General features: G+C 56.9%; 23 protein-coding genes and 1 pseudogene. 11 read left to right on the forward strand and 13 right to left on the reverse strand.

Going from position 1 to position 26,420, the window contains the following annotated elements; translation table 11 throughout:
- Nucleotides 1-112: pseudogene (locus CU103_RS12610) on the forward strand (IS110 family transposase); the annotation flags it as partial.
- A gap of 14 nt (nucleotides 113-126) precedes the next feature.
- Here the strand turns inward: CU103_RS12610 and CU103_RS12615 are convergent.
- Both CU103_RS12615 and CU103_RS12620 read right to left on the reverse strand, forming a co-directional pair.
- Nucleotides 127-552, reverse strand: coding sequence for an MAPEG family protein (locus CU103_RS12615; protein ID WP_106664295.1), 426 nt, complete (start codon nucleotides 550-552; stop codon nucleotides 127-129).
- Nucleotides 553-571: 19 nt separating this feature from the next.
- Nucleotides 572-1,498, reverse strand: coding sequence for a LysR family transcriptional regulator (locus tag CU103_RS12620; protein ID WP_106664296.1), 927 nt, complete (start codon nucleotides 1,496-1,498; stop codon nucleotides 572-574).
- A gap of 106 nt (nucleotides 1,499-1,604) precedes the next feature.
- Here CU103_RS12620 and CU103_RS12625 point away from each other — a divergent pair, with 106 nt between their 5' ends.
- Complete coding sequence (locus tag CU103_RS12625) at nucleotides 1,605-2,654, forward strand: SDR family oxidoreductase (protein ID WP_106664297.1); 1,050 nt, start codon at nucleotides 1,605-1,607, stop codon at nucleotides 2,652-2,654.
- Between the two features lie 10 nt (nucleotides 2,655-2,664).
- Here the strand turns inward: CU103_RS12625 and CU103_RS12630 are convergent, their stop codons facing one another.
- The 3 genes from CU103_RS12630 to CU103_RS12640 form a co-directional block, all read right to left on the reverse strand.
- Nucleotides 2,665-3,204: a DinB family protein gene (locus CU103_RS12630; RefSeq protein ID WP_106664298.1), complete on the reverse strand. Its 540-nt coding sequence runs from the start codon at nucleotides 3,202-3,204 to the stop codon at nucleotides 2,665-2,667.
- A gap of 20 nt (nucleotides 3,205-3,224) precedes the next feature.
- Nucleotides 3,225-4,730, reverse strand: a complete 1,506-nt coding sequence (gene guaB, locus CU103_RS12635) for an IMP dehydrogenase (protein WP_106664299.1) — start codon at nucleotides 4,728-4,730, stop codon at nucleotides 3,225-3,227.
- A 226-nt stretch (nucleotides 4,731-4,956) separates the two neighbouring features.
- Nucleotides 4,957-5,940 (reverse strand): MBL fold metallo-hydrolase, encoded by a 984-nt coding sequence (locus tag CU103_RS12640; RefSeq protein WP_106664300.1) that lies wholly within the window; start codon nucleotides 5,938-5,940, stop codon nucleotides 4,957-4,959.
- Between the two features lie 235 nt (nucleotides 5,941-6,175).
- On the opposite strand from CU103_RS12640, the gene CU103_RS12645 reads away from it, so the two are divergent.
- Nucleotides 6,176-7,579 (forward strand): DHA2 family efflux MFS transporter permease subunit, encoded by a 1,404-nt coding sequence (locus CU103_RS12645; protein WP_106664301.1) that lies wholly within the window; start codon nucleotides 6,176-6,178, stop codon nucleotides 7,577-7,579.
- A 75-nt stretch (nucleotides 7,580-7,654) separates the two neighbouring features.
- Here the strand turns inward: CU103_RS12645 and CU103_RS12650 are convergent, their stop codons facing one another.
- Nucleotides 7,655-8,356 carry an RlmE family RNA methyltransferase gene (locus CU103_RS12650; protein WP_106664302.1) on the reverse strand — a complete coding sequence of 234 codons (702 nt, stop codon included), beginning with the start codon at nucleotides 8,354-8,356 and terminating at the stop codon, nucleotides 7,655-7,657.
- A gap of 13 nt (nucleotides 8,357-8,369) precedes the next feature.
- A complete protein-coding gene (locus CU103_RS12655) occupies nucleotides 8,370-9,824 on the reverse strand; it encodes a Ppx/GppA phosphatase family protein (protein ID WP_106664303.1) in 1,455 nt (484 codons plus the stop codon).
- A gap of 371 nt (nucleotides 9,825-10,195) precedes the next feature.
- Here CU103_RS12655 and CU103_RS31070 point away from each other — a divergent pair, with 371 nt between their 5' ends.
- Nucleotides 10,196-10,417 (forward strand): hypothetical protein, encoded by a 222-nt coding sequence (locus CU103_RS31070; RefSeq protein WP_146147789.1) that lies wholly within the window; start codon nucleotides 10,196-10,198, stop codon nucleotides 10,415-10,417.
- A gap of 224 nt (nucleotides 10,418-10,641) precedes the next feature.
- Here the strand turns inward: CU103_RS31070 and CU103_RS12660 are convergent, their stop codons facing one another.
- Nucleotides 10,642-10,824, reverse strand: a complete 183-nt coding sequence (locus CU103_RS12660) for a hypothetical protein (protein WP_106664304.1) — start codon at nucleotides 10,822-10,824, stop codon at nucleotides 10,642-10,644.
- A gap of 319 nt (nucleotides 10,825-11,143) precedes the next feature.
- On the opposite strand from CU103_RS12660, the gene CU103_RS31395 reads away from it, so the two are divergent.
- On the forward strand, nucleotides 11,144-11,284 hold the full coding sequence (locus CU103_RS31395) for a hypothetical protein (protein WP_170117031.1): 141 nt from the start codon (nucleotides 11,144-11,146) through the stop codon (nucleotides 11,282-11,284).
- Between the two features lie 50 nt (nucleotides 11,285-11,334).
- Here the strand turns inward: CU103_RS31395 and CU103_RS12665 are convergent, their stop codons facing one another.
- Nucleotides 11,335-11,904: a dihydrofolate reductase family protein gene (locus CU103_RS12665; protein ID WP_106664305.1), complete on the reverse strand. Its 570-nt coding sequence runs from the start codon at nucleotides 11,902-11,904 to the stop codon at nucleotides 11,335-11,337.
- Nucleotides 11,905-12,127: 223 nt separating this feature from the next.
- Between CU103_RS12665 and CU103_RS12670 the strand changes: the two genes are divergently transcribed.
- The 5 genes from CU103_RS12670 to CU103_RS12695 all read left to right on the forward strand — a co-directional run bounded on the left by CU103_RS12670 (nucleotide 12,128) and on the right by CU103_RS12695 (nucleotide 15,195).
- A complete protein-coding gene (locus CU103_RS12670; RefSeq protein ID WP_106664306.1) occupies nucleotides 12,128-12,325 on the forward strand; it encodes a hypothetical protein in 198 nt (65 codons plus the stop codon).
- A 51-nt stretch (nucleotides 12,326-12,376) separates the two neighbouring features.
- On the forward strand, nucleotides 12,377-12,640 hold the full coding sequence (locus CU103_RS12675) for a hypothetical protein (RefSeq protein WP_245448763.1): 264 nt from the start codon (nucleotides 12,377-12,379) through the stop codon (nucleotides 12,638-12,640).
- 354 nt (nucleotides 12,641-12,994) lie between these two features.
- The gene (locus CU103_RS12680; protein ID WP_091881096.1) at nucleotides 12,995-13,204 is read left to right on the forward strand and encodes a cold-shock protein; all 210 of its coding nucleotides are present in this window, start codon (nucleotides 12,995-12,997) and stop codon (nucleotides 13,202-13,204) included.
- 245 nt (nucleotides 13,205-13,449) lie between these two features.
- On the forward strand, nucleotides 13,450-14,706 hold the full coding sequence (locus CU103_RS12690; protein ID WP_106664308.1) for a D-amino acid dehydrogenase: 1,257 nt from the start codon (nucleotides 13,450-13,452) through the stop codon (nucleotides 14,704-14,706).
- A gap of 162 nt (nucleotides 14,707-14,868) precedes the next feature.
- Nucleotides 14,869-15,195, forward strand: coding sequence for an RcnB family protein (locus CU103_RS12695; RefSeq protein ID WP_106664309.1), 327 nt, complete (start codon nucleotides 14,869-14,871; stop codon nucleotides 15,193-15,195).
- 54 nt (nucleotides 15,196-15,249) lie between these two features.
- Here CU103_RS12695 and pbpC read toward each other — a convergent pair whose 3' ends face one another.
- From pbpC to CU103_RS12710, 3 genes are all read right to left on the reverse strand, one after another.
- Complete coding sequence (pbpC, locus tag CU103_RS12700; RefSeq protein ID WP_106664310.1) at nucleotides 15,250-17,334, reverse strand: penicillin-binding protein 1C; 2,085 nt, start codon at nucleotides 17,332-17,334, stop codon at nucleotides 15,250-15,252.
- Entirely contained in the window at nucleotides 17,334-22,781 is a 5,448-nt protein-coding gene (locus CU103_RS12705) for an alpha-2-macroglobulin family protein (RefSeq protein WP_106664311.1), read from the reverse strand. Before CU103_RS12705 ends, pbpC begins: the two co-directional genes overlap by 1 nt.
- An 84-nt stretch (nucleotides 22,782-22,865) precedes the next feature.
- Complete coding sequence (locus tag CU103_RS12710; RefSeq protein ID WP_106664589.1) at nucleotides 22,866-23,774, reverse strand: LysR substrate-binding domain-containing protein; 909 nt, start codon at nucleotides 23,772-23,774, stop codon at nucleotides 22,866-22,868.
- Between the two features lie 96 nt (nucleotides 23,775-23,870).
- On the opposite strand from CU103_RS12710, the gene CU103_RS12715 reads away from it, so the two are divergent.
- The gene (locus CU103_RS12715; protein WP_106664312.1) at nucleotides 23,871-24,053 is read left to right on the forward strand and encodes a hypothetical protein; all 183 of its coding nucleotides are present in this window, start codon (nucleotides 23,871-23,873) and stop codon (nucleotides 24,051-24,053) included.
- Nucleotides 24,054-24,119: 66 nt separating this feature from the next.
- Here the strand turns inward: CU103_RS12715 and CU103_RS12720 are convergent, their stop codons facing one another.
- A complete protein-coding gene (locus tag CU103_RS12720; protein ID WP_162707115.1) occupies nucleotides 24,120-26,195 on the reverse strand; it encodes a family 20 glycosylhydrolase in 2,076 nt (691 codons plus the stop codon).
- Nucleotides 26,196-26,420: the final 225 nt, after the last annotated feature.

Consider the following 26,420-nt stretch of genomic DNA (forward strand, 5'->3'; position numbering starts at 1 on the left):
CGGGACTGGAAAACCGCCAAAGGTCGCTATAACTGCAATCATGCGAAAACTTATCGTCCTCGCCAACGCGCTCCTGCGCGACAACCGAAAATGGAACCAAAAAGCCACTTGATCAAAACGGATACTCTAGGCTGTTGGAGGCACCGCGATATGCAGCGCCAGGAGGATCCACAGCATTCCATTGAGGGCACAACCGATTGCAAAGATCGGCTGACGCAATCTGAGCCGGTTTGTTGTGACATGAACGAGGGTGTGGGCGATGCGCATGGCAACAAAACACCACGCGACAATAACCGCAAGCAAGGTAGCGCCGTTTACTGCATAGAGCGCCAGGCAGACCACGTAGAAAAGCATGGGCAATTCAAAAAGATTGATCAGGTTCCGTATGGCCGTGACACTGGCTTCCGGTTCATTGAGGGGAAGCTTGAAATCACGTCGCGACGCTTGTCCGCTCGTCACAGCCTTCCTGCGCCGAAGCAGAACCAGTGCATAGACCAGATAGATCAAGGCCGTCAGTGCGATCATCGGCCAGAAAATTGCGGTTTGCGACATGATGCCCTCCTGAACTTGCCTATACGTTCTTTTCAGGGATGTGGACCATGCGCAAGCCCGGCACCTGTTTGAGACCAGAGGCCAGATGATCGATGAAGGCGCGCACCTTGCGCGGCATGAATCGAACAGTCGCATAGACCACATGAATCTCCATCGGCGCATAGGAATAATCCGGCAGCACCCGTACCAGCTTGCGCTCGTCGAGGAGCGATTTAATCAAGGGCACCTGCGCGCCGCCGACGCCAAGGCCAGCGCAGAGTGCTTCATTGAGCACGAAGGCGTTGTTGGCAAGAAAGCTCGAGCGCACCGGCACGGTAACCGGACCGCCCGGCCCGACAAGCGGAATTGCCTCGCCCTGCGGCGACCAGACAAACCGGATGTGCCGGTGCTGCGAGAGATCATGCGGCGTCTGCGGATTGCCATGAGCGGCAAGGTAGGCCGGCGAGGCGACGAGAACACGCTCGAATGTCGCCAGTTTTCTGGCGACGAGATCGGAAGATTTCAGATCGCCGAAGCGGATCGCGACGTCGACACCTTCGGCGATCAGATCGGCAAAACGGTCATCGAGAACAAGTTCGATTGTCAATTCCGGATGCAGACGCTGGAACTCGATGACAATGGGCGAAAGGTGCATCTGGCCAAACCCCACCGGTCCATGCAACCGCAACTTGCCACGCAGGCCCGCCGAGAATTCACCTGTGCTTTCTTCCGCCTCGTCGACCGCCTGCAGGATCTGCCGTGCATGCTGGTAATAGGTCTCACCACCTTCCGTCAGGGCAAGCTGGCGGGTCGAGCGGTGGAACAGCCGTGTACGGAGGTGCCGTTCCAGCGCCGCGATCTGCTGGCTGACGGCCGGCTGGGTCAGACCAAGCTCGCGCGCCGCAGCTGACAAGGTTCCAAGCTCCGCGACGCGGAGAAAGGTCTTCATCGCAGCGAATCTGTCCATAATTACCTCAAAGAATTTCTTATGAACGATATCAATACTTCGCTACTACGCAAAGATATATGAATGGATCATATCTGGTTCAGTGATTTGAACCGGAGATTTCGAAATGACCAAGAAAGCAGTTGTTGTCGGCGCCAATGGCATTATCGGCGGCAATCTCATCACGCATCTCGTTGAGCTCGGAGGTTGGGAAGTCGTTGGCCTGTCGCGGCGCGGCGGTGAAACCGCCGGGAAAGTCAGGCATATTGCAGTCGATCTACTTGATGCGGTAGATGCGAAGGCGAAACTCGCTGATCTTACGGACACGACGCACATCTTCTATGCGGCCTATCAGGACAGGCCAAGCTGGGCAGAACTCGTGCCGCCCAACCTCGCCATGCTGGTCAATGTCGTCAATGCAATCGAGCCGATTGCGCCCGGTCTGGAGCACATCAGCCTGATGCAGGGCTACAAGGTCTATGGCGCGCATCTCGGTCCGTTCAAGACACCGGCGCGCGAATCCGATGCCAACCACATGCCGCCGGAATTCAACATCGATCAGCAAGACTTTCTGGAGGCATCGCAGAAGGGCAAGGCCTGGACCTGGTCGGCGCTGCGCCCGTCCGTCGTTGTCGGCTTTGCGCTCGGCAATCCGATGAACCTCGCTTCTGTTATTGCGGTATATGCATCGATGTCCAAGGAACTTGGGATTCCGCTGCGCTTTCCCGGAAAACCCGGCGCCTATGGCAGTCTTCTGGAAATGACCGACGCAGGACTGCTGGCGCGGGCGACAGTGTTCATCGCGACGAACCCGCAATGCGGGAACCAGGCCTACAACATCAATAATGGCGACCTCTTCCGCTGGAGCGAGATGTGGCCAAAGATCGCCAAGTTCTTCGATCTGCAGCTCGCCCCGCCGCTTCCCATGTCGCTAACCGTCGTCATGTCCGACAAGGAGACGCTGTGGAACAGGATGGTCGACAAGCACAGTCTTATGCATACGCCCTACAGCGATGTGTCATCCTGGGGATTTGGCGATGCCGTCTTCGGCTGGAACTATGATTTCTTTGCCGATGGCACGAAATTGCGGCGCGCCGGCTTTCACGAGTATGTCGATACGGAAGAGATGTTCCTGCGCGTGTTCAGCGATCTGCGGGAGCGGAAGATCATTCCATGAGTTGGGAGCCTTACTCCGTAAATGGCTCACCCTGCCGTCGCGGCTTGTCATAGTTCAGGAAGAATTCGTCGAGCTGCGGCGGTGGAACGTTGGTCCCCGCCAGCATGGCATGTGCCTGCCCGCGATGATGAATCTGGTGAACGAAGAGATGCGACAGCACCAGGTAGATGGGTTCCTGCGACGTCTCGCCGGTGCCCCATGTGATCGAGATAATCCTGTCGAGGTCTTCCGGAGCGAGATCATCGCAAAAGCCGATAAGGCTGTTGTCGAACTCGGTCTGGGCAAGCTTTAGTTCCGTAGCTTTCGGATAGGGAATATTGCCAGCGAGGCCAATATTCTTGCGGCCCTTGCCGATCATATCGGCCATGTAAATGTGATCGACGATAAGATTGTGGTTGAGGGTCAGCTGGATGGATGGGAAGAAACTGGTGCGCTCCTGCGCGAATTCCGCATCGGTGAGCTGCTCACAAGCACTCAGGAGCCGATGATTCGACCAGGCACTGTTGCGGGCCATGGTCGAGAAATGATCGCGAAGGGCGGTGTCAGACATCGCGCCCTCCGCGTTGTTTGTCAGTTGCCGCCCGGATAGTTCGGGCTCTCACGGGTGATGGTGACATCATGGGTGTGGCTCTCGCGCAGGCCAGCATTGGTGATGCGCACGAATGTAGCCTTTTCGCGGAATTCTTCCAAATTCTTTGCGCCTACATATCCCATGGAAGCGCGAAGGCCACCCGCCAGCTGGTGCAGGACGCCGGAGACCGGCCCCTTGTAGGCAACCTGACCTTCGATGCCTTCGGGCACGAGCTTTAGTTCATCACGCACTTCGGCCTGGAAATAACGGTCCGCCGAGCCACGAGCCATGGCGCCAACAGAGCCCATGCCGCGATAGGCCTTGAAGGAGCGGCCCTGGTACAAATAGACCTCACCGGGGCTTTCTTCAGTACCGGCCAGCGCCGAACCGGCCATGGCAGCAGCCGCACCGGCAGCGAGCGCTTTGGCGAAATCACCGGAATACTTGATACCGCCATCGGCAATGACCGGCACGTTCGACTTATGCGCAGCTTCGACTGCGGACATGATGGCGGACAGCTGCGGGACGCCGACACCGGCGACGATACGCGTGGTGCAGATCGAGCCCGGTCCAATGCCGACCTTGACCGCGTCGGCGCCCGCATCGATGAGCGCCTGCGTTCCCGCAGCCGTTGCCACATTGCCGGCGATGATGCGCACGGCGTTGGACATCTTCTTGGCGCGGGTAACGGCATCCAGAACGCGCTGGGAATGGCCGTGGGCCGTATCGATGACAAGCACGTCGACGCCAGCGGCAATGAGGCGCTCGGCACGTTCGAAACCGTCCTCGCCGACGCTGGATGCGGCGGCGACGCGAAGCCGGCCTTGCGAATCCTTGGCGGCATTCGGGTTGAGCTGCGACTTCTCCATGTCCTTGACAGTGATCAGGCCAACACAATAGCCCTTATCGTCGACGACCAGCAGCTTTTCGATACGGTGCTGATGCAACAGGCGCTTGGCTTCTTCATGCTCAACATTGTTTTCGCGCACGGTGATCAGGTTTTCGCGCGTCATCAGCTCGTAGATTTTCTGAGCGGGATCGGAGGCGAAGCGCACGTCGCGGTTGGTGAGGATGCCGACGAGACGGCCTGGCTTGCGGCTGCCCTCTCCCGCATTCTCAACGACCGGAATGCCGGAAATGCCATGGGCACGCATCAGCGCCTGTGCATCGGCCAGTGTCGCATCCGGTCCAATGGTGACGGGATTGACGACCATGCCGGATTCGAACTTCTTCACCTGGCGAACCTCTTCGGCCTGCAGCTCAGGTGTGAGATTGCGGTGAATGACGCCCATGCCACCTGCCTGCGCCATGGCGATGGCGAGACGCGATTCGGTGACCGTGTCCATGGCTGCCGACAGCAGCGGCAGATTGAGTTCGATATCGGGTGCGATGCGGGTGCGGATGTCGGTCTGGCCGGGCATGACCTCGGAGTGACCGGGCTGCAGCAGGACATCATCAAATGTCAGTGCGAGTGCGCCTGTCGCGGATTCAACGATTTTTGCCATGACCAATTCCTTACAATACGGCTGATACGACTAAAGGGCGCACCACGGTGGTGGCGCGCCGAGTCAGTTGTGTTCAAGTGAATTGGCACGGGCTGGTAACATGGATATGCCGGTTTGAAAAGACGTAAACGCAATTACTGGCACGCCTGCGACTATCGAGGCGCATAATATTGACGATTCTCGAATCGTGCGGTCCAACGCACGCGCGCCGAACATCACGATCTGCCTAAACATCGAACTGATAGGTAGCCGGTACGAAGCGGTAGCCCGTCTCCTGTTTTTCGACATAGCCGACGGCCGGGAACGGCATATGGTAGCCGATGAAAGGCACTTTGTCGGTCGCGATCATGTCGAATACTTTTTTGCGCGTGGCCGCACCCATCGGCTTGTCGGTGTCGAAGGCGACCTCCCAATCGGGACGCTGCAGCGAAGCGACATAGTGATTGGCTGTATCGGCCGTCAGGACAATATGTTTCCCGGCCGATTCAATATGGAAAATCATGTGTCCCGGCGTATGACCATACGCCGCCTCGCTGGCAATGCCTGAAACGACAGAATCACCAGCCTTGATGAAGGTGGTTTTTTCAGCGAGTGGCTTGACCTTGGCGCTGACACCCTTCGCACCGTTTTCTGCCGGCGTTCCCGTGCGGGCAGGATCGGTCCAGTAGTCATATTCGACCTGGCCGGCGACATAGCGCGCATTGGCAAAGCCTGGCGTCTCGCCATTCATGAGACCGCCAATGTGATCGCCGTGCATATGCGTAATAACGACAATTGTGACCTGGTCCGGTGTATATCCGGCAGCCTTCATATTGGCCTCCAACTGGCCGAGCCCATTTTCGCGGCCGCCGGCGCCAAACCCGGTATCGAACAGCACCAGTTCAGACCCCGTATTCACCAGAACAGGCGTAAAACCATTGACCATTTTTGTTTCTGGCAGAAAGTTCGCCTTCATCAGTTCGGCGACCGCCTCGGGCTTCTGGTTGGCACCAAAGGTTGGATGCGGGCCATCGCCGGGCCGCAATCCGTCAAGCAATGTGGTGATCTCGAAATCTCCCAGCTTGAACCGCTTGAAGCCCGGAGTCTTGGCATCTGATTGCGGCACGGCTGCATCGGCAGTTGTGGTCATTAGTTGCGGTATTACCAATCCTCCTGCCATCGCACTGGAAGCAAGGAAAAGGTCGCGGCGCGAAATCTCGAATGTCGACATGAATTATCTCCTTGAGGCAGCCATTGATACTGCCGCAGTCTACACCGCGCCGCATGGACGTCGCTGGTCTGCACCTTCCAAATCGATCACAAGAACCGGCGGCTGGATCACTTCTGTTTGATCGACGCTTGAGCAAGTACATCTGCAATGCTATCGGAACTCGCACCAACAGACTCAAGTCCCTCCTTCTGGACCTGCCTCCTGTTTTCCTGATCTGTGAGAACTGGAATCCATCGTGAATCGCATCGTTCCGCTCGTGCTTGCCGTAGCTCTGTTTATGGAGCAAATGGACTCGACCGTTATCTCGACGTCGCTGCCGGCGATCGCCGCGGATATCGGTACGAGCCCGATCGCATTGAAACTGGCCCTGACGGCCTATCTCGTTTCCCTCGCCGTCTTCATTCCGGTCAGCGGCTGGATGGCTGACCGATTCGGTGCGAAAAACGTGTTCCGGGCGGCAATTGTAGTATTCGTCCTTGGATCCATCGCCTGCGCTGTGTCTGACTCATTGCTTGCATTCGTTGTATCGCGCTTCTTTCAGGGCGTTGGCGGGGCGATGATGACGCCGGTCGGACGCCTGGTTCTGGTGCGGTCGACACCGCGCAGCGAATTGGTCGGAGCAATGGCCTGGCTGACGATGCCTGCCCTTATCGGACCGCTGCTGGGGCCACCTGTCGGGGGCTTTCTAACCACCTATTTCAGCTGGCACTGGATCTTCCTGATCAATGTGCCGATTGGCGTGATCGGCATCTGGTTTGCCACACGCTATCTTCCCGCGGTCGAAACTCTGATCCAGCGGCCGCTCGATGTCACCGGTTTTTTCCTCAGCGGCATCGCGGCCTCCGGCATCGTCTTCGGCTTGTCCGTCGTCAGTCTTCCGGCCTTGCCCTCATGGGTGGGCCTCTCGACGCTTGCCGTCGGGATCGTATCGGCCATCCTCTACCTCCTGCACGCTCGCAGGACGGCAGAGCCACTGCTGGCCCTCAATCTGTTCAACAATCAGGTGTTCAGGGCGGCGATAATCGGCGGCAGCCTGTTCCGCATTGGTGTTGGCGCCGTGCCATTCCTGCTGCCTCTAATGTTTCAAATCGGTTTCGGCATGACACCATTCCAGTCGGGCATGATCACCTTTGTGTCGGCGCTCGGCGCCATGAGCATGAAGCTCGTGACTACATGGTTCTATCGCAAGACCGGGTTCCGCAATTCGCTGATGTACGGATCGCTGGTCGCTGCTGGCTTCATCGCCATCAACGGGTTCTTCACCCCGGAGACGCCGTACTTGCTGATGATCCTGCTGCTTCTGGCTGGCGGATTCTTCCGTTCGCTGTTCTTCACCGGCACAAATGCCCTCGCCTATGCGGATATTCCGAACGAGCAGACCAGCCAGGCAACCCCCATCAGTTCCGTCGCCCAGCAGATTTCCATCGCACTTGGGGTTGCGGTTGCGGGTGGCATTCTCGAGGTTTCCACCAATATCCATGGCGGACCGCTGCAGCTCTCCGATTTCCACATCGCCTTCTTTATCGTGGCAGCTGTGTCCGCCCTGGCCTGCCTGTCGTTCAGAGGCTTGAACCCGGACGCAGGTGCTGAGGTATCGGGGCATCGGCCACTGATCAAGATTGCAGCGCCGGCCGAATAAGACGCAGCACAAACCTTGCGTTTCCAGTGTACGGCGCGGTTTTGCCTGTGTCCAAGATCGCGGCTCGAGCGTAAGTCAACCCTTGAAGTCGCGCGCCAGCAAATAGAGCTCGACGGACTCCGCCCGGGATGCGGGTGGTTTGACGTGATGCACGGATTTGAAGTGCTTCTTCAACAGGGTAAGCACCTCGTTTTCGGTCCCCCCTTGAAATGTCTTGGTGAGGAAATGTCCACCGGGGCTCAGAACGGCAACAGCAAAATCCGCGGCGACTTCGCACAGGTGCGTCGTACGGATGTGATCCGTGCGGCGGTGGCCGGTCGTCGGCGCCGCCATATCCGAAAGCACGATATCAGGCGCTCCGCCAAGTGCTTCCATCAGCCTGTCAGGCGCCGCATCATCAAGGAAATCCATTTCGAGCAATGTTACCCCCGGCAGGGGATCGACATGCAAATAGTCGATGCCGACCACCGTCGGAAAATCATCCGGGGAACCGACGATCGAGGCGGCAATCTGGCTCCAGCCGCCCGGCGCGGCCCCAAGATCGATAATGCGCTGGCCCTTTTTCAGTATTTTGTAGCGATCATTGATCTCGATCAGCTTATAGGCCGCACGTGATCTATAGCCATCCTGCTTCGAGCGCTGGACATAGGGATCGTTGATGTGACGCTCCAGCCAGCGGCGTGAGGATTCCTTGATCGTGCCGGCCTTCTTCTTGATTTTGGTGTGCAGGCCGCGTGTGCCGGTGCCACCGCGACCGCCTGTTGTTGTCTTAGCCATGTGCACTCCGATTTTACGCCCCTTGGGCGCGGTGCCAGCGATTACGCCACGCACCATCGCGCGACATGAGTTCGGTTAGAATACCTTCGCGCAAACCGCGATCGGCCACGCGCAACTTCTGGCTTGGCCAGACATTGCGGATGGCGTCAAGAATGGCGCAACCGGCGAGAACGAGGTCGGCGCGATCAGCGCCGATGCATGGATTGGCAACCCGCTCATCAAAACTCCAGGACAGGAGCCTGCTGGTCATCTCCGTAACATCGTCATTCTGCATCCAGATACCATCGATGCGGCGGCGGTCATAGCGCTCGAGCCCAAGATGAATGCCCGCAAGCGTCGTTACCGTGCCGGACGTGCCGAGCAGGTGAAAGTTCTGGCTCTTGACCAGATCGCCGAGTTTGTGACGCTCGGAAAAATCATTGAGAAGATCGGCGACATGATTGACCATGACGGCGAAATTATCCGTCGTCACATCGCGCCCGCCAAAACGTTCCGCCAGCGTCACCACTCCCACCGGCAGCGATGTCCAGGCGATGATGTGCTCGGCGAGACGCGGCGAGCGGCGTTCGGAAACATCTATCAGGGCGATCTCGGAAGAACCACCGCCTATGTCGAACAAAACGACGGCATCGGTTTCCCGCTCGACCAGGGTACCGCAGCCCGAAACTGCGAGCCGAGCTTCGGTCTGGCGATTGATGATCTCCAGTTCCAGTCCGGTCTCGTCTTTCACCCTGGCAAGAAACTCTGCCCCGTTCTCAGCCTGACGGCAGGCTTCGGTAGCAATGAGACGGGCCTTGCGCACGTCGTGATTGTCGAGCTTGTCGCGGCAGATCTTTAGCGCCTCGATGGCGCGGTTCATGGCATTGGCACTCAGACGCCCGGTAGCACCGAGACCTTCACCGAGACGAACGATTCGCGAGAAAGCATCGACGACGCGAAACTGTCCGGGACGCGTCGGCGACGCTACCAGAAGCCGGCAATTGTTGGTGCCCAGATCAAGAGCTGCATAAAGCGATGCGCCTATGTATTTGGGTTCATGCCGAGGCATTTCCCGTGGAGGTTGTAGAGACCCGCTCGGCAGTGCCGAAACGGCGGGTGCAACGTCAGCCGGCTTGACACCCGAACGTCCTCGACGGCGAAACCTGTTGGGTCGCCGCTTCTTGCCCGTCCGTTGCGGCGCGTTGCTGGCGTCAGCGGCGGCAGCAACGGCAGGCGTTGCGGCAAGCACCTGCTCTGCCGGAACAGTGATCTGTTTCGACTTGCCTCGCCTGCGACGGCGTGCGCGTTTCTTTGGGCTCTTGTCGAAGCGTCTGCCTTCAGAATCGGACTGGCTTTCCTGCTTGTGCGGAGCAGGATCCCCATGTGGCCCGGGTCCGTTCTTGGCGGAATCTGCAGTGCCGTTGAGCACTTTACCACCAGACGCCCCTCCATTCGGCGCGTCTGACACGCCAGATTCGGGGTCTTTCAAAATCTTATCCTTCGAGCGCCGCGCGAACCATCAAGGACGCAGGCAGGACGCTTTGTAATTAACGTTAGCGTTAATGTAACATGCTTTGCCAAATATCCAAGGGCTCGGGGCAAAATAGGAAACGTGCAAGAATACGAACGCCCGCGGTCGATATTCTCCCGCTGTTTCCGATCCGTTCGCACACCTATAGCTCCAAGGGATTAACTTATCGCGGTGGGGCTTGAGATATTTCCGTGCTAGCTTTCGCCGCGGCCCATTGCTTCATTTGAGCTCCAACCCCTTCTTTTGATCGCCCGGCCAAACACATGTTCTTATTGATAATTCGCGCATAAGTTGTATAAGGCGCTCAACACAATTTAGAGACGTACAGAATGTCCGAGCGAGATCACCAGCCGGTTACGATCACCGGCCTTTTGTTGTTGGCTGCGATCGCTTTGATATTTTTAATAGCTATTTGGCTGATCGGATCGGCATTTGCCCAAAAGGCCACACAAGCCGCTCAGATTATTGGAACCAGTTGTCCCCTCGCGCGTTATATTGGGCTGACCCAAATTCTGTCAGCGGGGGCTTGGCGCGGCGCAACTGCAACTTAAACCCTCCCCAGTCGGGCCAAGCCTCACCGCTGCAAAGATGCGAGGCTGGGTGCCTTGAGACTGCACCGGCGTGAGCAGCGGCAGAAGAATGCGCATATCTCCGTTGATTTTACGCAGAACTGAAGTGTGACAGCTTGGCTGAAGCTTTGACTATCGTTTGGTTCCACGATCAGGCCAAAAACCGGCGCCGTGTGAAAACGGCACCGGCGCGACTTGGCAGTTTGTCAGATCAGGCGGTTATGCTCGACAAGCTGCCGCATGCGCCGCAGCTTCCCATCGCTATCCGGGTTTACGCGCCGTGCGAGTGGCCCAACAGACGACGCCGTGGTTTTCACGATTGTTTTCTGTGGTCTGGGAACGGGTGCCTTCAGCTTCTTCAGGAACGTCATTGCGTGCATAAACATCATGGGGCCTCCAAATGCCATAGAACCGCGGTGGGGCGGTGACCCCAGCGGAAAATCGTCGGTTTTTCGGCAAGTGGCGGCACTCTAACACCATTCGCTTTACCGCGATAGTCTGGCGCCAGGTTGCCAGTCTATTGCTCTTGCCGGATGTGCTACGCTTGAGCCGCAATAAAACCGCAAATGACGGCGAACAATGTTGAATCGTCTTTTGGCCAAGCTTGGCTCTTCGCGGCGTCAGAGGTTCTCGACCCGCCAATCTCATTCCAAAGTGCCGATTTCATACGCACCCAGTTCAATCTGTTTCAATCGGTAGGAGAGCATCATGGCCAAGGGTCAACAGCGCAGCAATCGCGAAGTACGAAAACCAAAAAAGGAAAAGGTTGCGGCCAAGGCGGAAGTGCCCTTCAGCTCAATGCTGAAGAAGGCGGAGAGCGCAACGCCAAAGGGCAAGCCGAAGAGCTGAACTGCCATTTGACGAAATGATCGCCCCGGCAACGCCCGGGGCTTTTGTTGTTAAAGTACCTGGAAGTGCAAATGGGTGACCAGCGGCGACTCGATGACTGCTGTGCGCTTCAAGTCGATCTGTTGACTGCCAATACGATCGAACAGGCGGATGCCTCGCCCGAGGAGAATGGGCGCAATCTGAAGAACGATCTCGTCTACCTGTCCTGCTTCCAGCAGTTGCTGGGCAACATTTGCCCCCATGACGACAACATCCTTGCCGGCCGCCGCTACCTTTGCTTGCTCCACAACGCTCTCGACGCCATCGGTAGTGAAAGTAAACGTGGCACTCTTCATTTGCATTGGTTCGCGCGTTTCGTGGGTGAGAACGAAGCTTGGAGCGGGAAACGGCGTATCCTCCCAGTGCTCCAACCCTAAATCGAAGGTGCGCCTGCCGAGGATGACCGCACCAACGCGCGAGAAGATGCCGTTCGCCATTTCCTGGTCAACTTCCGACGTCTTGTCGAACAGCCATTGATGCAATTGTTCGCCACCCTCACCCATCGGTTCTTGCTCGCCAACATTGGGCCCGGCGATAAAGCCGTCCAGAGACATCGTAAAAGAGAGTACGACTTTGCCCATGGTCTGCCTCCCGGCTTGATGCGGATCGTTGCCCGTCCTGCAATTTCGACAAACGAGACTAACTTCGCTGGCGTCCCATAACAACTGCTCCGCGTTCAGTAACTATCAATGGCGGCATCGATCTGCGTTCAGATTGATGCCACTGGAAATGTGAACAAAACAGGAACAAATTCCTTTTCTTATATGCCCGGTTGTGGCAATCTTTCCTGAGAAGGAGATTCTGATGAACGCCATATCCAAACAACCGGAAGATGAAATCAATGAAGCACTGGCCTATCATCAGGGCGATGTTCGGGCCACGATTGCCGCCCTTCTAGCCGAACGGGAGTTCCTGTTGCGAGAGATTGAATACGCCTCGCTTGCCATGTCCTATGGATTCGCGCGAGGCTGGAAGCCTGGTCAGCAAAAGTTTGCACGATAGACTTGGAGGGCCGCGCGTGCGATGGTTGCAAATCCAGCAATGCGAGATGCAATGAAACATAGTCCAAAACAGATGCCTGAAGTTGGTGTCCGACCAAAACGGGTTTTAAGTCCTTCGGAACAGAAGAGTCTGGCAACCACCGCTGCCGCAGCCGCCATCATTAATGATGAAACTGCGAAATGGGAAAACAAGACAGCACGCCTGAAGGCATTGCGTCTTGCCAAGGAAGCCGAAGAGCAGGCGGAGATCGCCGCAAGGCCGCCCGCGGCCGCCAAGACAAAGGCGAAATCTGGCCGTACCGCCAAAGCCAAATAACGCCCCGGAACCGCACATCAAGGCAACATTCGACCGTTCGATCCCTTTTCGAAACGATTTGCGCTGAGCAAATTTGAAGCGTTATACAGCGCCAGTACCGGGATGATGCGAAAATATATCATAATAAAAAGTGCCGAAGGAAGGACGCTTTTTCTGTTTTCCGAATTATTTCTTCAACCTTGGCATTGACGGAACAGCCACTTAGCCCTATGTAACAACCATCGGTATTTGGTAGTTTGTTACTAACTTTTTTGCGCTTCAGGCGCTCTGAAAGATCCTTCTTCAAAAATCGAGCTAAAAACTGCATGGCGCGTCGTGCCCTGTATTACAATATTTCCATTGAAAGGGTTCATCATGAGCACTGGAACAGTTAAGTGGTTCAATTCCACAAAAGGCTTCGGCTTCATTCAACCAGATGATGGTTCAGCAGATGTATTCGTACACATCTCTGCCGTTGAGCGCGCTGGCATGCGCAGCCTCAATGACGGTCAGAAGATCAGCTTCGAGCTGGTCCGTGACAACAAGTCCGGCAAGATGACTGCTGATCAGCTTCAGGCTGGCTAAAAATAATTCGTCTTCGCGTCTTTGACCACGGATGTACTGGCACTGATAGCAGAGATGAATTTGAGAAGGTCGGGTTTTCCCGGCCTTTTATTTTGTCCAAATTCTGGATGAATGGCAAAAAACCAAGACATTTCAGCGCATCGCCAAGAAAAGTCTGGAAAGAAATATTTCGCCATCACACAGTGCGAGTCATCTCTACTGCCCTCTCAAACGGGTATCGCATTGTCTGAAGGAGTCTCCTCATCATGAAAGTTCTTGTCCTTGGCAGTGGCGTTGTCGGTGTCACATCGGCCTGGTATCTGGCGCAGGCGGGACATGAAGTCGTGGTGGTCGACCGGCAGCCTGGACCAGCGCTGGAAACAAGCTTTGCCAATGCAGGGGAAATATCACCCGGTTATTCGTCCCCGTGGGCCGGACCTGGCGTGCCGATCAAAGCAATCAAATGGATGCTTATGCATTTTGGCCCGCTGGTCGTGCGGCCGAAATTCGATCCCTATATGGCGCTTTGGCTCGTGCGTATGCTGCGCAACTGCACCTCTGCACGCTATGCCCGCAACAAGGCGCGCATGGTGCCACTTGCCGAATATAGCCGCGATTGCCTGAAGGCGCTTCGTTCGGAGGTCAGTATTGCCTATGACGAACGCACCCAGGGGACGCTGCAGCTTTTTCGCACGCAAAAACAGTATGACGGTACGGCTGGGGACATCGAGGTGCTAAAGCAATTCGGCGTTCCATATGAGCTTCTCGACCCGGCCGGGTGCATGGCGGCCGAGCCAGCGCTTGCCAATGTCAAAGGCAAGTTCGTCGGCGGTCTGCGCCTTCCCGGCGACGAAACCGGCGACTGCCAGATGTTCACCGAGAAACTGGCGGCCCTGTGTGCGGAGAACGGCGTTACGTTTCGCTTCAACACGACCGTTACCTCCATCAACACGAGCAGCAATCGCATTGCCAGCGTGTCAACCGAAACAGAAGAATTGACGGCGGACGCTTATGTTGTGGCCTTCGGCAGCTATTCGCCCTTCCTGCTGCGCCGGGTCGGGGTGCATATCCCGGTTTACCCGGTAAAGGGCTATTCCATCACCGCCCCGATTGCCGACAAGGATGCCGCGCCTGTCTCCACCATTATGGACGAAACCTACAAAGTCGCAATTACCCGGCTTGGAGACCGCATCCGTGCGGGCGGTACGGCGGAGATTTCGGGCTATGATCTCAACTTGCGGGATGCGCGGCGGGCGACATTGCACCATTCGGTCGGCGACCTGTTCCCTGGCGGCGGCGACCTCAGCAAAGCGACTTTCTGGACGGGATTGCGGCCGATGACGCCGGACGGACCGCCGATCATTGGCGGCGTCACCAAATATTCCAATCTCTACCTCAACACCGGGCACGGCACACTTGGCTGGACGATGTCGTGCGGGTCCGGCAGGGTTTTGGCAGATCTGGTCTCAGGCAAATCGCCGGATGTCGATGCTTCTCCGCTCAATATCAGCCGGTATGGCTGACATTGCACGGGCGAAACAGCAATCAGTGCTAACCCATTTGAAACATTACAAATTATTTAGGTTGGCATTCAGTTTTCATTCATCTCGTCGGGCCTAAAACCAGAGCGTGTCCCCAAGACAACTCGTGGTTTTTAATCCCCACGCAACTGACGAGGAAACGGAATGAAAAAGATCGCTCTGGTAGCACTTGCCATCTCCCTGATCGCAGCACCCGCTGCATTCGCGCAGCAGCAGAATTACAAGGGCCATCTCTATGGCCACCAGCAGAAGCACGTCATCGTCAAGAAGAAGGTCGTGGTAAAGCATGGCAGCCGCTGGTCACGCGGTCACGCCCTTCCTTCGAGCTACCGCCGCAATGTCGTGCGCGACTATCATCGTTACCACCTGCGCACGCCACCACGCGGTTACCAGTGGGTAAGGGCCGACAATGACTACGTGATGATCAGCGTCGCCTCTGGTGTAATTTCGGCACTCGTTCAGGCTCGTTAAGGTCAGAACCTCGACAACAACAAAGGCGGTGTCATCAGACGCCGCCTTTCCAATTCAATCGACGAATATGCGGACACTGGCTGCACGGCCAACTGAGTCAATCACGGTCAACGTCGAATAACCACCACCATCTGGCACCCACTGATTGACGCGGCGACGCGAGGTTTCCGGCAGAGGCTTGCCGTTGGCGAGCCAGCGGAACGGCGCTCGCCCTCCCTGCAGCTTTAATGCAAGCGGCATGATGTCTCCGCCAGCTTTTGCACCAAGTTCGACGCGCGCTCCCTCTGGCGGAAAGATAATCTGCGGCGCGGGTTCGCGCGTTGACGCGGCCAGCAACCCGCTCGCATTCATGGAAAAGCGCCGCTGACTGACCGGCAACTGCGCCTGCGCGATGCGCACGGCCCCGGCGGGTGCCGGTGGCAGTGGTGTAACGGCAATGCCGGACTTGGCAAAGCCTTCGAACAGGATCGGCGCTGCGGCTCCATAACCGGTCAGGCCGGGTACAGCACCATTATCCGGCCTGCCGACCCAGACGCCCAGCACATAATTGCCGTCAAATCCAACCGACCAGGCATCGCGGTAGCCGTAGCTGGTGCCGGTCTTATAGGCGATGCCACGCTGGCCCGCGCCTGCAGGCGGCAAAACGTCCGAGAGAATATCGGCAACGTTCCACGCAGCCACCGGCTCGAGCAGCGGCTCACCTTCGATGGTTTCGGGCTTGTCCTGGATGCCATCGCCAAGCTGCATCGGTCTGCCGCGATTGGCCAGCCCCGCATATAGCTGCACCAGATCCTTCAGCGTGATACCAACACCGCCAAGGCCAATGGCAAGACCCGGCGCCTCGTTGGGCGGCAGGACCGGCCGGACATCTGCGCGGCGAAACCGCACCATCAGCCGCGTTGGGCCGACAGCATCGAGCAGGCGCACCGCAGGCACATTGAGCGACAATTGCAGCGCCTGCCTGATACTGACATCGCCTTGATAGCTCATATCGAAATTGCGTGGCCGATAGCCGAAGAAATCGGACGGCCGATCCTCGATGATTGTTTCCTGGCTGACCAGCCCGTCTTCGAAGGCAAGGCCATAGATAAATGGTTTCAGCGTCGAGCCCGGCGAGCGGTTGATCCGGGTCATGTCGATCCAGCCAGAGCGGCTGGCATCGAAATAATCGGCAGATCCCACCTCGCCGACAATCTCACCAGTGCGCACGTCGGCCATGACCATGGCAACGGAGACTTTCGCTCCCAGCTTGCCTGCTGCATCTTTCGCGACCGTTTCGAGACCCTGCTGGATAGACCGGTGCAATGTGGTCTGGTGGCGCTTGACGTTCGGTTCCTTGCGCTGCGCAGCTTCCGCCAAATGCGCGGCATAGGCCGGCAATTGCAACCGGCGCGACGGGATCGGCGCAAGGCCGGCCCGCTCCGCTTCCCCCTCACCTACAACCTTCTCTACCGCCATGCGCTGCAGCACGCGGCCACGCGCGATTTCGGCCAGAGCCGGATTGCGATCGGGCCTGCGCCGCTCCGGGAGCTGCGGCAATGCAACGAGCAATGCGGATTGCGCTACGGTCAGGCGGCGCGGCTCCTTGCCGAAATAGGCAAGGCTTGCAGCACGGATGCCTTCCAGATTGCCGCCATAGGGTGCAAGCGTCAGATAGAGGTCAAGAATTTCCGGCTTGCCCAGACGGCGCTCGATCTGCAGGGCGCGCACGAGCTGCTGGAATTTTGCGGTGAGAGAGCGTCCCTCTCGCGGTTCGATCAGCCTGGCCACCTGCATGGACAGCGTCGATGCACCCGAAACGATGCGGCCATTGCCGACGAACTGGACCGCAGCGCGGGCCAGGGCGATGGGGTCGACCCCACGATGCTGCCAGAAACGCTGATCCTCGTAGGCGATGAGCATGCGGACGAATTGAGGATCGACATCCGTGGCCGTCGTGCCAAGGCGCCAACGCCCCTCTGACGTCGCGAAAGCTCGCAGCAGTTGGCCCTCGGCATCGAGCACTTCCGCTGAGATCTCCCGCGCATTTTCCAATGGCGGCGGGAAGGCATGATCGGCTGCATCAAGACCAAAGGCCAGCACTGTTGCCAAAACCAGATTGGCCGATACGCCGATGCAGAATATGCGCCAAGCCGCCATTATTGTCCTGCGACGACCTCCATACGACCGGTCGCGGTGCGGGCCGAGAACTGCGGACGGTACATATCCTCGACACTGGCGGCCGGATGATCATAGGTGCCAGGTGTTACGGCGCGCACCACGTAGGCCAGCGTGATTTCACCATTATCGCCGGATGTGCGATCGAAAGCGGCGACGAAACGATCGCTGCGGAATTCCGTATGCGCGGCTTCCACTTCGCCGACCCAGTCGAAATTCGACAGGCTCGCGCTGTTAACGAGGCCAGGATTATCGATCTCGAAACCGGCGGGCAGAAGGTCGGTGATCAACACACGCGACGGCCAGTTGTTGGTTTCCGTCACCTTCAGAACGACCACATAGCGTTCGTTCTGTCTTGCCTCACTGACATTGGCCTGCTGGCCGTCGAGCGTGTAGTAGGTACGTTCGATGCTGAAGCCATCGCCGCCTGCCGGCAGCGGCTGCGACGGAGAAGCAACAGTCGTAACGACGGCAGACACGGGTTCTGCCGAAGCATTGGTGATTGTGACAGGTTGGGCGAGAAGTTCATCACCCGTCAACCGCGCGACATAACCACCGGCGTGTGCGGCGCCGTTTATATCGAGCTTAAGATCCGCATCGCCGCCCTGTATGGCACGTGCTGCCAGAAGCATCCACGTCTGTTCCTGCGTGCTCGTATAAATCTTGCGCTCCCATGCGTTGGCGACGATCTTGGACAGTTGCGGAATGATCGGCGGGACCGGACGGCTCTCGGCTGCTAATGCCAGAACCGCCGCGTCGTCGCGCAACGATGAACCATAGTCGGAGCGGACCAGGCTGACATTGGTCACCAGTGTCGACTGTTGCAGGGCATTGGTGAAAATGCTCTGCGAGCGCTGCGCATCGCCATAGAGCGACAAAGCAGCCGCCAAGTGAGCCCGCGCCAACGGCGTTGGAAACTCAGCGAGCTTGGTGTCGGCATAGTAGCGCAGATCGCTGATCGCGGCCTTGCGGTTGCGCGCCAGAACATAGAGGGCATAGGCAATCTCATTGCCCTGATCCTTCACGTTCACATCATAGCTCAGTGAGTTCTGCAGGTTTTCCAACGCTTGAACCAACGCCTGTTCCGGCACTTCATATTTCTGTTCACGGGCACGGGTCAGGAAATCAGTGACATAGGCATCAAGCCATAAATCGCCTGAACCCGGACTCCACAAGCCAAAGCTTCCAGACGAAGACTGGTATGACAGGACGCGGTGGATGGCCTCTTGCACGCGCTTCTGCACCTCGCCGTCTTCGGCAATGCCGGATTGCTTGGCGAGTTCGCTCATGTAGAGCAATGGCAAGGCGCGGCTGGTGGTTTGCTCGGCACAACCATAGGGGTAGCGGTCGAGCGTCATCAGCAGAGCTGGAATGTCAAACGCCGCAGAACGGGTGACGTTCAGGCTGACAGAAGCCCCCTGCAGGATGCTGCCCGCCAGGAGTTCGCCATCCACCTTGAGGCTACTGTTCGGTGCCACCCTGATTGGCTTGCGCAACGTGACCGGCAGCGTGGCCGGCCGGACAGGGACATTCAGCGTCTGCTCAAGCGACAGCCCGGCGGCGTTGGATAGCTTGACCGAAACAACACCATCGCCCGGATGCTCGCCGGTCACCGGCAGCGTGATATCGAACTTGCCACCTGCTGTCAGGTTAACCGTCTGTGATGCTCCGGGCTGATCGACGCTCACGACCGGATTGCTTGTCACCTGCAGCTGGTAGTCGCCGGCCGGTGCATCAGTGTTGGCGACATCGAGCCGCAACGAAGCCTTGTCGCCAGGAGCGAGGAATTTCGGCAGGCTCGCGGTGACAACGACCGGATCGCGAATGACCACGTCGGACGTCGCATGACCGACACCGGTCTTTGACCAGGCAACAGCCATGACGCGGGCGGTGCCGTTGAACTGCGGAATGTCGAAGCTGACATTCGCCTTGCCCTGCGGGTCCAGTTTTACAGGACCAGAGAAGAAAGCGACGAGTTTTTCGGTGGGCGGGCTACCCTGCATCGGCATTTGCGCACCATCACCGCCGGTTCGCAGTTTCCCCAGCGCTCCCAATGAACCGTCGATCAGCCGGCCGTAGAGATCGCGAATCTCAAGACCCAATTGGCGCTGGCCGAAATACCAGCCATCGGGATTCGGTGCTTCGTAGCGGGTCAGATTGAGAATGCCGACATCGACCGCGGCAACGGTGACAAAAGCGTCTTCATTGGCGCCAGCGCCCGTTACTTGCAAAGCGATATTCAGCGGCTTGCGCGGCTCGGTTTTCTGGGGCGCATCGAGCTTCATGGAGAGGTGGCGGTCGCCCGGGCTGACATTGAGCCATTTGATGCCAATAGCGCGCATCGGCATGTGGGTTTCCTGTGCATTGCCTGGACGGAACAGAGTGGCGGTGACATAGGCACCGGCGCCCCAATCGGCGTTGACGGAGAATTCCACTTCACCGCCCTCAGCAGGAATGCTGGCCTTCTTGGTTGCCAACAGGTTTTCGGCACCGACCGTGATGAGCAGCTCACCAGCAAAACGCGGCGAAACTTTAAGCTTTGCCGTATCGCCGGCAACGTAATTGTCCTTGTCGAGCGCAATCTCTAGCCCATCTGGCGTTTCCGTCGATGTCGCGGCCACATAGTAGCCGGCATCGAATTCCACGCTCGAAGCCGGGCCATCCGCTTCGGCGCTTTCCACCTCGAGGCGAAAACGTCCCCAGGTGACCGGTACCGAAATCTCAGCGCCGTCCGGTGTTGTACTCACCTGCCCGTTGGCGATCTGCTTGGTCGACAGAATCGGCTCATATTTCCAGGAACTTCCATCACGGTACCACTGGTAATTGCGCTCGACGCTGAGGAGTTTCCACTCCAGACCTTGCATGGCCTGTTTCTGGCCATTCTGGTCGACGGCAATGACATGGAACTTACCAACGGAATTCTCCGCAAGGTCGCCGGAGAATTCCGGCTTGATGCCAATCATCGATCCCTGTGGTTTGACCGGCAGCGTCAGTGTGCGTTCGACGGCACGGCCCCCGGCCTCCTGCATTCGCACGACAACATCGGCGTTGAGCAACTGCGTCGTCGAGGGAACGTCGTTCAGCGAGACGTCGAACGTTGCCTTGCCATTGTCGTCAAGCTGGGCCAAATCCTCCAGTGGGATGCGCGTGTCCTCGCTTGCCTGTTCGTCTGCAAGGCCGAAGAAGTAACCCTTGAAGTCAGTGCTTTCACGCGTCGGCTTGACGGCGATTTCGCCTTCAAGGTCAAGCCCGGCGGCAGGAGCACCATAGAGATAACGCCCGTCGACTTTAACCGGCGTGGATTTGCCGACTTCCAAAGACTTTGCATCGCTGGTCAAATCGAATTCAACCCGATCCGGAACAAAGTCCTCGACCAGAAACTGCTTCTCCGATATCGGCGATCCCTTGGGATCGGTGTATATCTGCATGGTCCAGGTGCCACGCATGGAATTGGCTTGAAGGACAAGGTCCAGCGTATGACCGCCGAGATTGGCACCATCGCTGACCATGCGCCGGTCTTCAACGCCATCCGGCCGCTTGAATACGAAGGTTAGCGGCAACTTCTCGATAGCATTGGCCGCATTGTCACGCGCCAGAGCAGAAGCATGCACGGTTTCTCCAGCGCGATAAATGCCGCGCTCGGTCCAGGCCAGAATGTCTATGGCGCCGGGAGCGGCGCGGCCAGTGACACCGCGATCCGACAGATCGAAGCCCGCGCGGGTCATGTCGAGGAAGACATAATCCGCATCGCCGTTCTTGGCGGTAATGACCGCCGGACCCATTGCCGCCGTGCCACGCATCAGGCCCGCGGTGAAAGTTGCCCTGCCCTCGGTGTCGGTAACGGCGGTGCCGAGAATTTCATTGTTCTTGGCGAGCAGTTGCAATTCGACGCCAATGAGCGGCTGCGCTGTGGCGAGCGAGCGGGCAAAGACGTTGAGGCCGTCGGTGCCCGCATAGGTGGAAAGTCCGATATCGGAGACGACGAACCACTGCGTTGCCTGCGCGTCCCATTCCTCGGTCTTCGCGTCGGGCGAAACCGCAGTCAGCACATAGACACCGGGTTTGCGCTGCGGCAGTGCCTCATCGACAGGGAAGCTGGTGACGACATCCTTGTTAAGGTCAGTCTGGATATCGATGGCGCCTTGCCACACCAGTTCGCCCGCTTCGTCCTGCAGCCGCTGCGCATTGTAGCCGTCAATTTGCGTCAGAAACTGCGAGCTGGTCAAAAGTGGCGCAAGGCCGCGATCACCGATGCGGTAGAGCTTGAGATTGGCGCTCGTCGTGTTGACCGATACGATTGGAATACCACGGCGTGCTGTGCTCGGCAGGACGAAACTGTCGCCGGCAAAGCGCACCATGGCGGAGCGATCCTTGATGTAGATGTCGAGATCAACCGGTGCTTCCAGCGATTCGCCCACTGATGACGGCAAGCCCGGGCGAAAGGCCAGCTTGTAGCGCTGGCCATGCTCGAGACCTTCGACACAAATCTCGCTTCCCTTGGCTTCGACGGCCTTCGGCGCCGCGCCATTGAGCGTCACGAATGGAGCATAATCCGTGCCCATTTTCACCAGCGGATCAGAGAACTGCACGCAGGCACGCGGCGTGGCACTGTCCGCGTCGATCGTGTGATTGACGACACGGAAACCCTGTCGTGCCCTCAGATCGAGATAGGCGGCCTCTACGGTCTTGTCGTTGACCAGCGTCAGGCTGGTTTTATATGCGCTGAGCGCGGCGCGGTAGTTTTCGACGTTCTGCAGCGCTGCCGCCAACGCCGCCAGCGCGTCTGCCCGGCTCTGCGCAGTGCGCGTCAATTGATAACCGTTCAATGCCGCAAGCGATGCCTGCCCGGCAACGTAGGTGTTCTTGCTATCGCGGTTGGCAGCGCGAGCTGTCTCGATCCACAACGCACCATCGTCGGGTGTGATGGCCAGCGCGCCCTTGAAGGCATTGAGTGCGCTGGCCACATTACCTGCGCCAAGCTCCCGCCGCGCTGTCGCGACGAGCCCATCGACGCCCTGCGCCTTCTGTTCGTCGGTCAGGAACAGGCTTGCCTTGACCTGACGCGCGTCCTGAACGAGCTGGTCGGAGACAAATTGCAACTTCGGCGGAGCACCGATATCGGGTTCGGCAGCAGTTTCGATTACCTTGCCGGCAACCGAGCCCGGCGCGCTTTTCAATTGATTGAAATCAGACTTGAGGAAACACCATTTCACCTTTGGGTTGTAGGTGAAAGCCTTGCAGGACCGGTCCGCAAGACAGACCAGTTCGCACTGATCGAGCGTGACATCCTGTTCCGTGCGCAGGTCAAAACCGAAATAGTCGCCATCCTTCGTCGTGACGACATCGCGATTGGTTTCTGCAGCGCCAGCCGGAATTGCGGCAGCGAAAACGGAGAGAAGAAACGCCGAAAACCCGATTACCGCGCGCATAGACATAGAGCCCTCCAACCGCTGCTAATCCAGATGAGCGGCACTCTTCAAACTTCAGTATAATTTGTCAACAGATCAAACAGTTTAGAGCATCAGACGATGTTCTGTGGTCGCATTGCCCTGTGCAATTTCGCTTCGTATCCAGTTCTGAAAATGAAGCATTTGCGGCGTTGGTTTGCGATTTTTCGGCGAGACCAGCCAATAGGCGATCGACGATGGCACCCGGGTTGGAAATGGCGCGACCAGCCGGCCATCGGCAAGTGCGTCTTCGACAAAGAGATCCCAGGCCAGCATGATGCCCTGGCCGCTGATCGTCGCTTCGAGACCGAGCCATGGGTCGGAGAATGTTGGTCCATCGAATGGCAAGGGACCTGCAAGACCGGTCGCCGCCTGCCAGTCATCCCAGCTGAACATCGGGTTCTCGTAGCAGATGATCGGCTGGTTGAAGATGTCGGCCGGTCCGCGCAAACGTTCGGCAAAGGCGCGGGTGCAAACGGGGAACATTTTCTGCGGCAGCAGACATTCCGGGGTGCCGTCCTGCCAATCGCCACTACCGAGTCTGATCGCCAGGTCGATATCGGAACTTTTGAGATCAAGCACGCCGGGAGAAGGATCGATGCGGATTTTCAGATCCGGATGCGCGGCTCGCAACCGCCCGAGGCGCGGCACGAGCCATTTCGATGCGAATGTCGGGGCAACGGAAAGCAGCAATGTCTGGTCAACGCCATCGGCAAGTGCCACGGCCCTGGAAAGCTGCTGGAACCCTTCCTCGAGCCTGGCGAGAAGGGTCTTGCCAAAGGAGGTCGGAACCAGGCCCGCTCGCGTCCGGTCGAAGATCGCCTGGCCCATCTGTCCCTCGGTGCGTATCAGCTGCTGGCTGACCGCACTCACCGAGACACCGAGTTCCTCGGCGGCCCTTGGCAGCGACCCGAGGCGCCCGATCGCCTCCACTGCCTTCAAACCGTTGAGATGAAACCTGTTGAGGTTCTTCATGAAGATTTTCTTTATAATGGTTTCGGCAATCTTGATTGTGATCGGCACTAATTGCAGACAAAATAGCACATGTTTCCGTGGTCATGGATATGTCAGATGAAGATTTTCTTGTTGATACGAGGCTTGGAGATGTGGCTTCGCAATGGTCTAACCCAGTCTGACCGCGACCCTGCGAATGACTGGTACAGGGATCCGCTATCGCATCCGGCGCTGGAGGCCATGGAGCTCGATGAACTGGCCGACCTGCCCTTCGATCCCCAGGCGGTCCACAGACAATAGGGCAGATAAGAGAACAGGCCCCGACGGGGGCCTGCTGTTGGTTGGTTATTTCCCATACGTCTATTTCTATTTGGCTTCCGCATCCGCGGCTGTGAATGCCAAAGCCATATCCGATACATCCCAGCCCATCCAGTCTGTGTCTGCATTTGTTGTTTCCCTGATGTCACCTGGCACCGGGCCGAAGAATTCCCGATACAGTTCCCGATGCTTGGATGCCTTCATTAGAACGTCCTTCGCTTCCGCCACACTCTTTTTGAGGCGCTCATGAACCCAGAAGGCCGACATTTCTTGAGAAACATTGATCAGACGCTCAATGTAAATATAGTCATAGGGTCTGAATATGCGCGACGGTGTAAGTCCGACAATCTGCACCACGGGATTTGGAATGTCGTCGGCTCCATGCCAAGTGAAATATCCGATGCCTGGGAATGTCTTCGACAGGCCGGCATTAATATAGTCTGGATTAATCTGATTCCCTGGGAATCCTGCCAGATGGCTCCACTGCGTATATTGAATCCCGTTAGGTATCGTCCCGATAGAAGAATAAAGCGCCAATCTTCGCAGATAGGAATTGTATATTTCAGGCGAGGTTTTACCAATGCTCGTGTAGTTATTGGGCAGGAAGTTCCTTGGGGTATAATAGAATTCTGTTCCCTCGGCATCAATCCATTTAGATTCTGGGCGATTCTTGATTTGAAGAAATGACTTGTCGAACCAATCTTGCCATCTTACGATTCCAATTTCGGAATTAGCACCCTGGTACAAACCGGGCATCCCATTAACCATATGTATGCCGTCATCCCACATCCAGACATGCGTAAACCCATCCTTGTTCTGTGGAGTTTTCTTGATCCTGTCATATAGTGTATTGATGTATTTGATCGTATCCGGATACTTGTTTGGGTCGGCTTCGTCACCGCCAATATGGATCGTGTCTGATTTGAACCAAGGCCTGAAATCCCGTATAAGGCTTTCAAAATAAGTGACTGTATTTTCCAGATTTTTACTAGGTGTCCACCGATCACCTACATCATTGGTCAAAATTGAATCAGAGATCGCCCAAGGTTTTGAAAGTAGAGTAAGTCGATCAACAGGAGCATATTGGAGTGAACCAGCACCATCGTCCTTGAACGCACTGGCATGGCCAGGAGCGTCAAATTCAGGGACAAGCTTGATGCCATAGCGGTAGGCTGCCTTTTCGAGATTGGCCCAATCTTTGGAATCGTAAACTGTTTTGCCGGCAGCAAAAACCGGTTTTCCATCTTTTATCGGCTGATCAGCTGGTATCAAAAGTTCACGCGGTTTGGACTCGTTATATAACCGGAAATAACCATTTTTTGCTCCGCCGAGCTCCGGAGCAGTGCTGTCATTGAGATGCAAATGCAACTCATTGAGTTTGTGCATGCTCATCTTGTCCATATAGCCGATGAGCTGATCGACCGGTACAAACTGGCGCGCGACATCCAACATGATGCGGCGGTTTTCATATTGCGGATAGTCGAAGCCGTTTATCCCTTGAATCGTTCTATGTGTTCCAACAGCTTTATCATCATCGTTCATCACCATCAGCGTCGCTGTCTGAAAGCCGCGAAACCCGCCCAGCGTCTTGGCATAGGTGATCGTCAGTCCCGTAGCGTTTGCTGAAAACAGATAGCCCTCTTGCTTATAATTCTTCGTAATCTTTTTCTTTGTTGAATTGGGATCGCTGGGGTTGGCAACCACAAACATACCGTAGCCTGGGGCGATGAAATCAACCGAGTCTACGGGAACCCTCCTGAGGACAATGTCGGATGCTTTCCCGTCCGAGACGTTAGAAACAATCTCCAATTCAAAGCCGGTCGCATAGCGTAGTTTCTGCGCCCAGCCGCGCGGCTCATCCAGAAGCGCGGCAAGGTCGCCCTTGCCATCGGTCTTTCCATTTTCTTCCAGCTTCTCGTCAACATCGCCGACCACGATAATCCTGCTGGCGCTCGTCAGCATAAAATCTCCGGTTATTGAGGAGGGCCACGTTGATTTCAAAAAGAACTCACCGTCCGATATGGCCGCAGCAAACGGCGTCGCGGGCGCTACACCAAGCATCGCCATTGCAAGACACAGACTGAGGCATGTTCGGGATAAAAATCTGAATGGGTTATTTCCCATGGAATCATTCTCCAAATTCATTTGATTAAAACAGTGCAATATTCAATTGGTTCGTCAGTAAGGTATTAGATTGGTTTTAATATACTCCAATCCGTTTCATCGTAGACGCAACCCGGGGAATTTATCAAGTTGCGTATTGAAATAATATGAGCAATACGCAAATGACACTTTTACCAATACCATACCAATTGCGCAGGCGCTCAGAAGGCATCGGGTGTGTAAGTA

Source organism: Phyllobacterium sophorae, from assembly GCF_003010965.1.
GTDB classification, from domain to species: Bacteria; Pseudomonadota; Alphaproteobacteria; order Rhizobiales; family Rhizobiaceae; genus Phyllobacterium; species Phyllobacterium sophorae.

Bases quoted from the DNA above. Each gene is read 5' to 3' on its own strand.
- CU103_RS12695 (WP_106664309.1), top strand. From the start codon at position 14,869: ATGAAAAAGATCGCTCTGGTAGCACTTGCCATCTCCCTGATCGCAGCA.
- CU103_RS12710 (WP_106664589.1), bottom strand. From the start codon at position 23,774: ATGAAGAACCTCAACAGGTTTCATCTCAACGGTTTGAAGGCAGTGGAG.
- CU103_RS12715 (WP_106664312.1), top strand. From the start codon at position 23,871: ATGAAGATTTTCTTGTTGATACGAGGCTTGGAGATGTGGCTTCGCAAT.
- CU103_RS12705 (WP_106664311.1), bottom strand. From the start codon at position 22,781: ATGCGCGCGGTAATCGGGTTTTCGGCGTTTCTTCTCTCCGTTTTCGCT.
- CU103_RS12665 (WP_106664305.1), bottom strand. From the start codon at position 11,904: ATGGGCAAAGTCGTACTCTCTTTTACGATGTCTCTGGACGGCTTTATC.
- CU103_RS12660 (WP_106664304.1), bottom strand. From the start codon at position 10,824: ATGATGTTTATGCACGCAATGACGTTCCTGAAGAAGCTGAAGGCACCC.
- CU103_RS12670 (WP_106664306.1), top strand. From the start codon at position 12,128: ATGAACGCCATATCCAAACAACCGGAAGATGAAATCAATGAAGCACTG.
- CU103_RS31395 (WP_170117031.1), top strand. From the start codon at position 11,144: ATGGCCAAGGGTCAACAGCGCAGCAATCGCGAAGTACGAAAACCAAAA.
- CU103_RS12680 (WP_091881096.1), top strand. From the start codon at position 12,995: ATGAGCACTGGAACAGTTAAGTGGTTCAATTCCACAAAAGGCTTCGGC.
- CU103_RS31070 (WP_146147789.1), top strand. From the start codon at position 10,196: ATGTCCGAGCGAGATCACCAGCCGGTTACGATCACCGGCCTTTTGTTG.
- CU103_RS12690 (WP_106664308.1), top strand. From the start codon at position 13,450: ATGAAAGTTCTTGTCCTTGGCAGTGGCGTTGTCGGTGTCACATCGGCC.
- CU103_RS12630 (WP_106664298.1), bottom strand. From the start codon at position 3,204: ATGTCTGACACCGCCCTTCGCGATCATTTCTCGACCATGGCCCGCAAC.
- CU103_RS12720 (WP_162707115.1), bottom strand. From the start codon at position 26,195: ATGGGAAATAACCCATTCAGATTTTTATCCCGAACATGCCTCAGTCTG.
- CU103_RS12640 (WP_106664300.1), bottom strand. From the start codon at position 5,940: ATGTCGACATTCGAGATTTCGCGCCGCGACCTTTTCCTTGCTTCCAGT.
- CU103_RS12625 (WP_106664297.1), top strand. From the start codon at position 1,605: ATGACCAAGAAAGCAGTTGTTGTCGGCGCCAATGGCATTATCGGCGGC.
- CU103_RS12620 (WP_106664296.1), bottom strand. From the start codon at position 1,498: ATGGACAGATTCGCTGCGATGAAGACCTTTCTCCGCGTCGCGGAGCTT.
- CU103_RS12650 (WP_106664302.1), bottom strand. From the start codon at position 8,356: ATGGCTAAGACAACAACAGGCGGTCGCGGTGGCACCGGCACACGCGGC.
- guaB (WP_106664299.1), bottom strand. From the start codon at position 4,730: ATGGCAAAAATCGTTGAATCCGCGACAGGCGCACTCGCACTGACATTT.
- CU103_RS12675 (WP_245448763.1), top strand. From the start codon at position 12,377: ATGAAACATAGTCCAAAACAGATGCCTGAAGTTGGTGTCCGACCAAAA.
- CU103_RS12615 (WP_106664295.1), bottom strand. From the start codon at position 552: ATGTCGCAAACCGCAATTTTCTGGCCGATGATCGCACTGACGGCCTTG.
- pbpC (WP_106664310.1), bottom strand. From the start codon at position 17,334: ATGGCGGCTTGGCGCATATTCTGCATCGGCGTATCGGCCAATCTGGTT.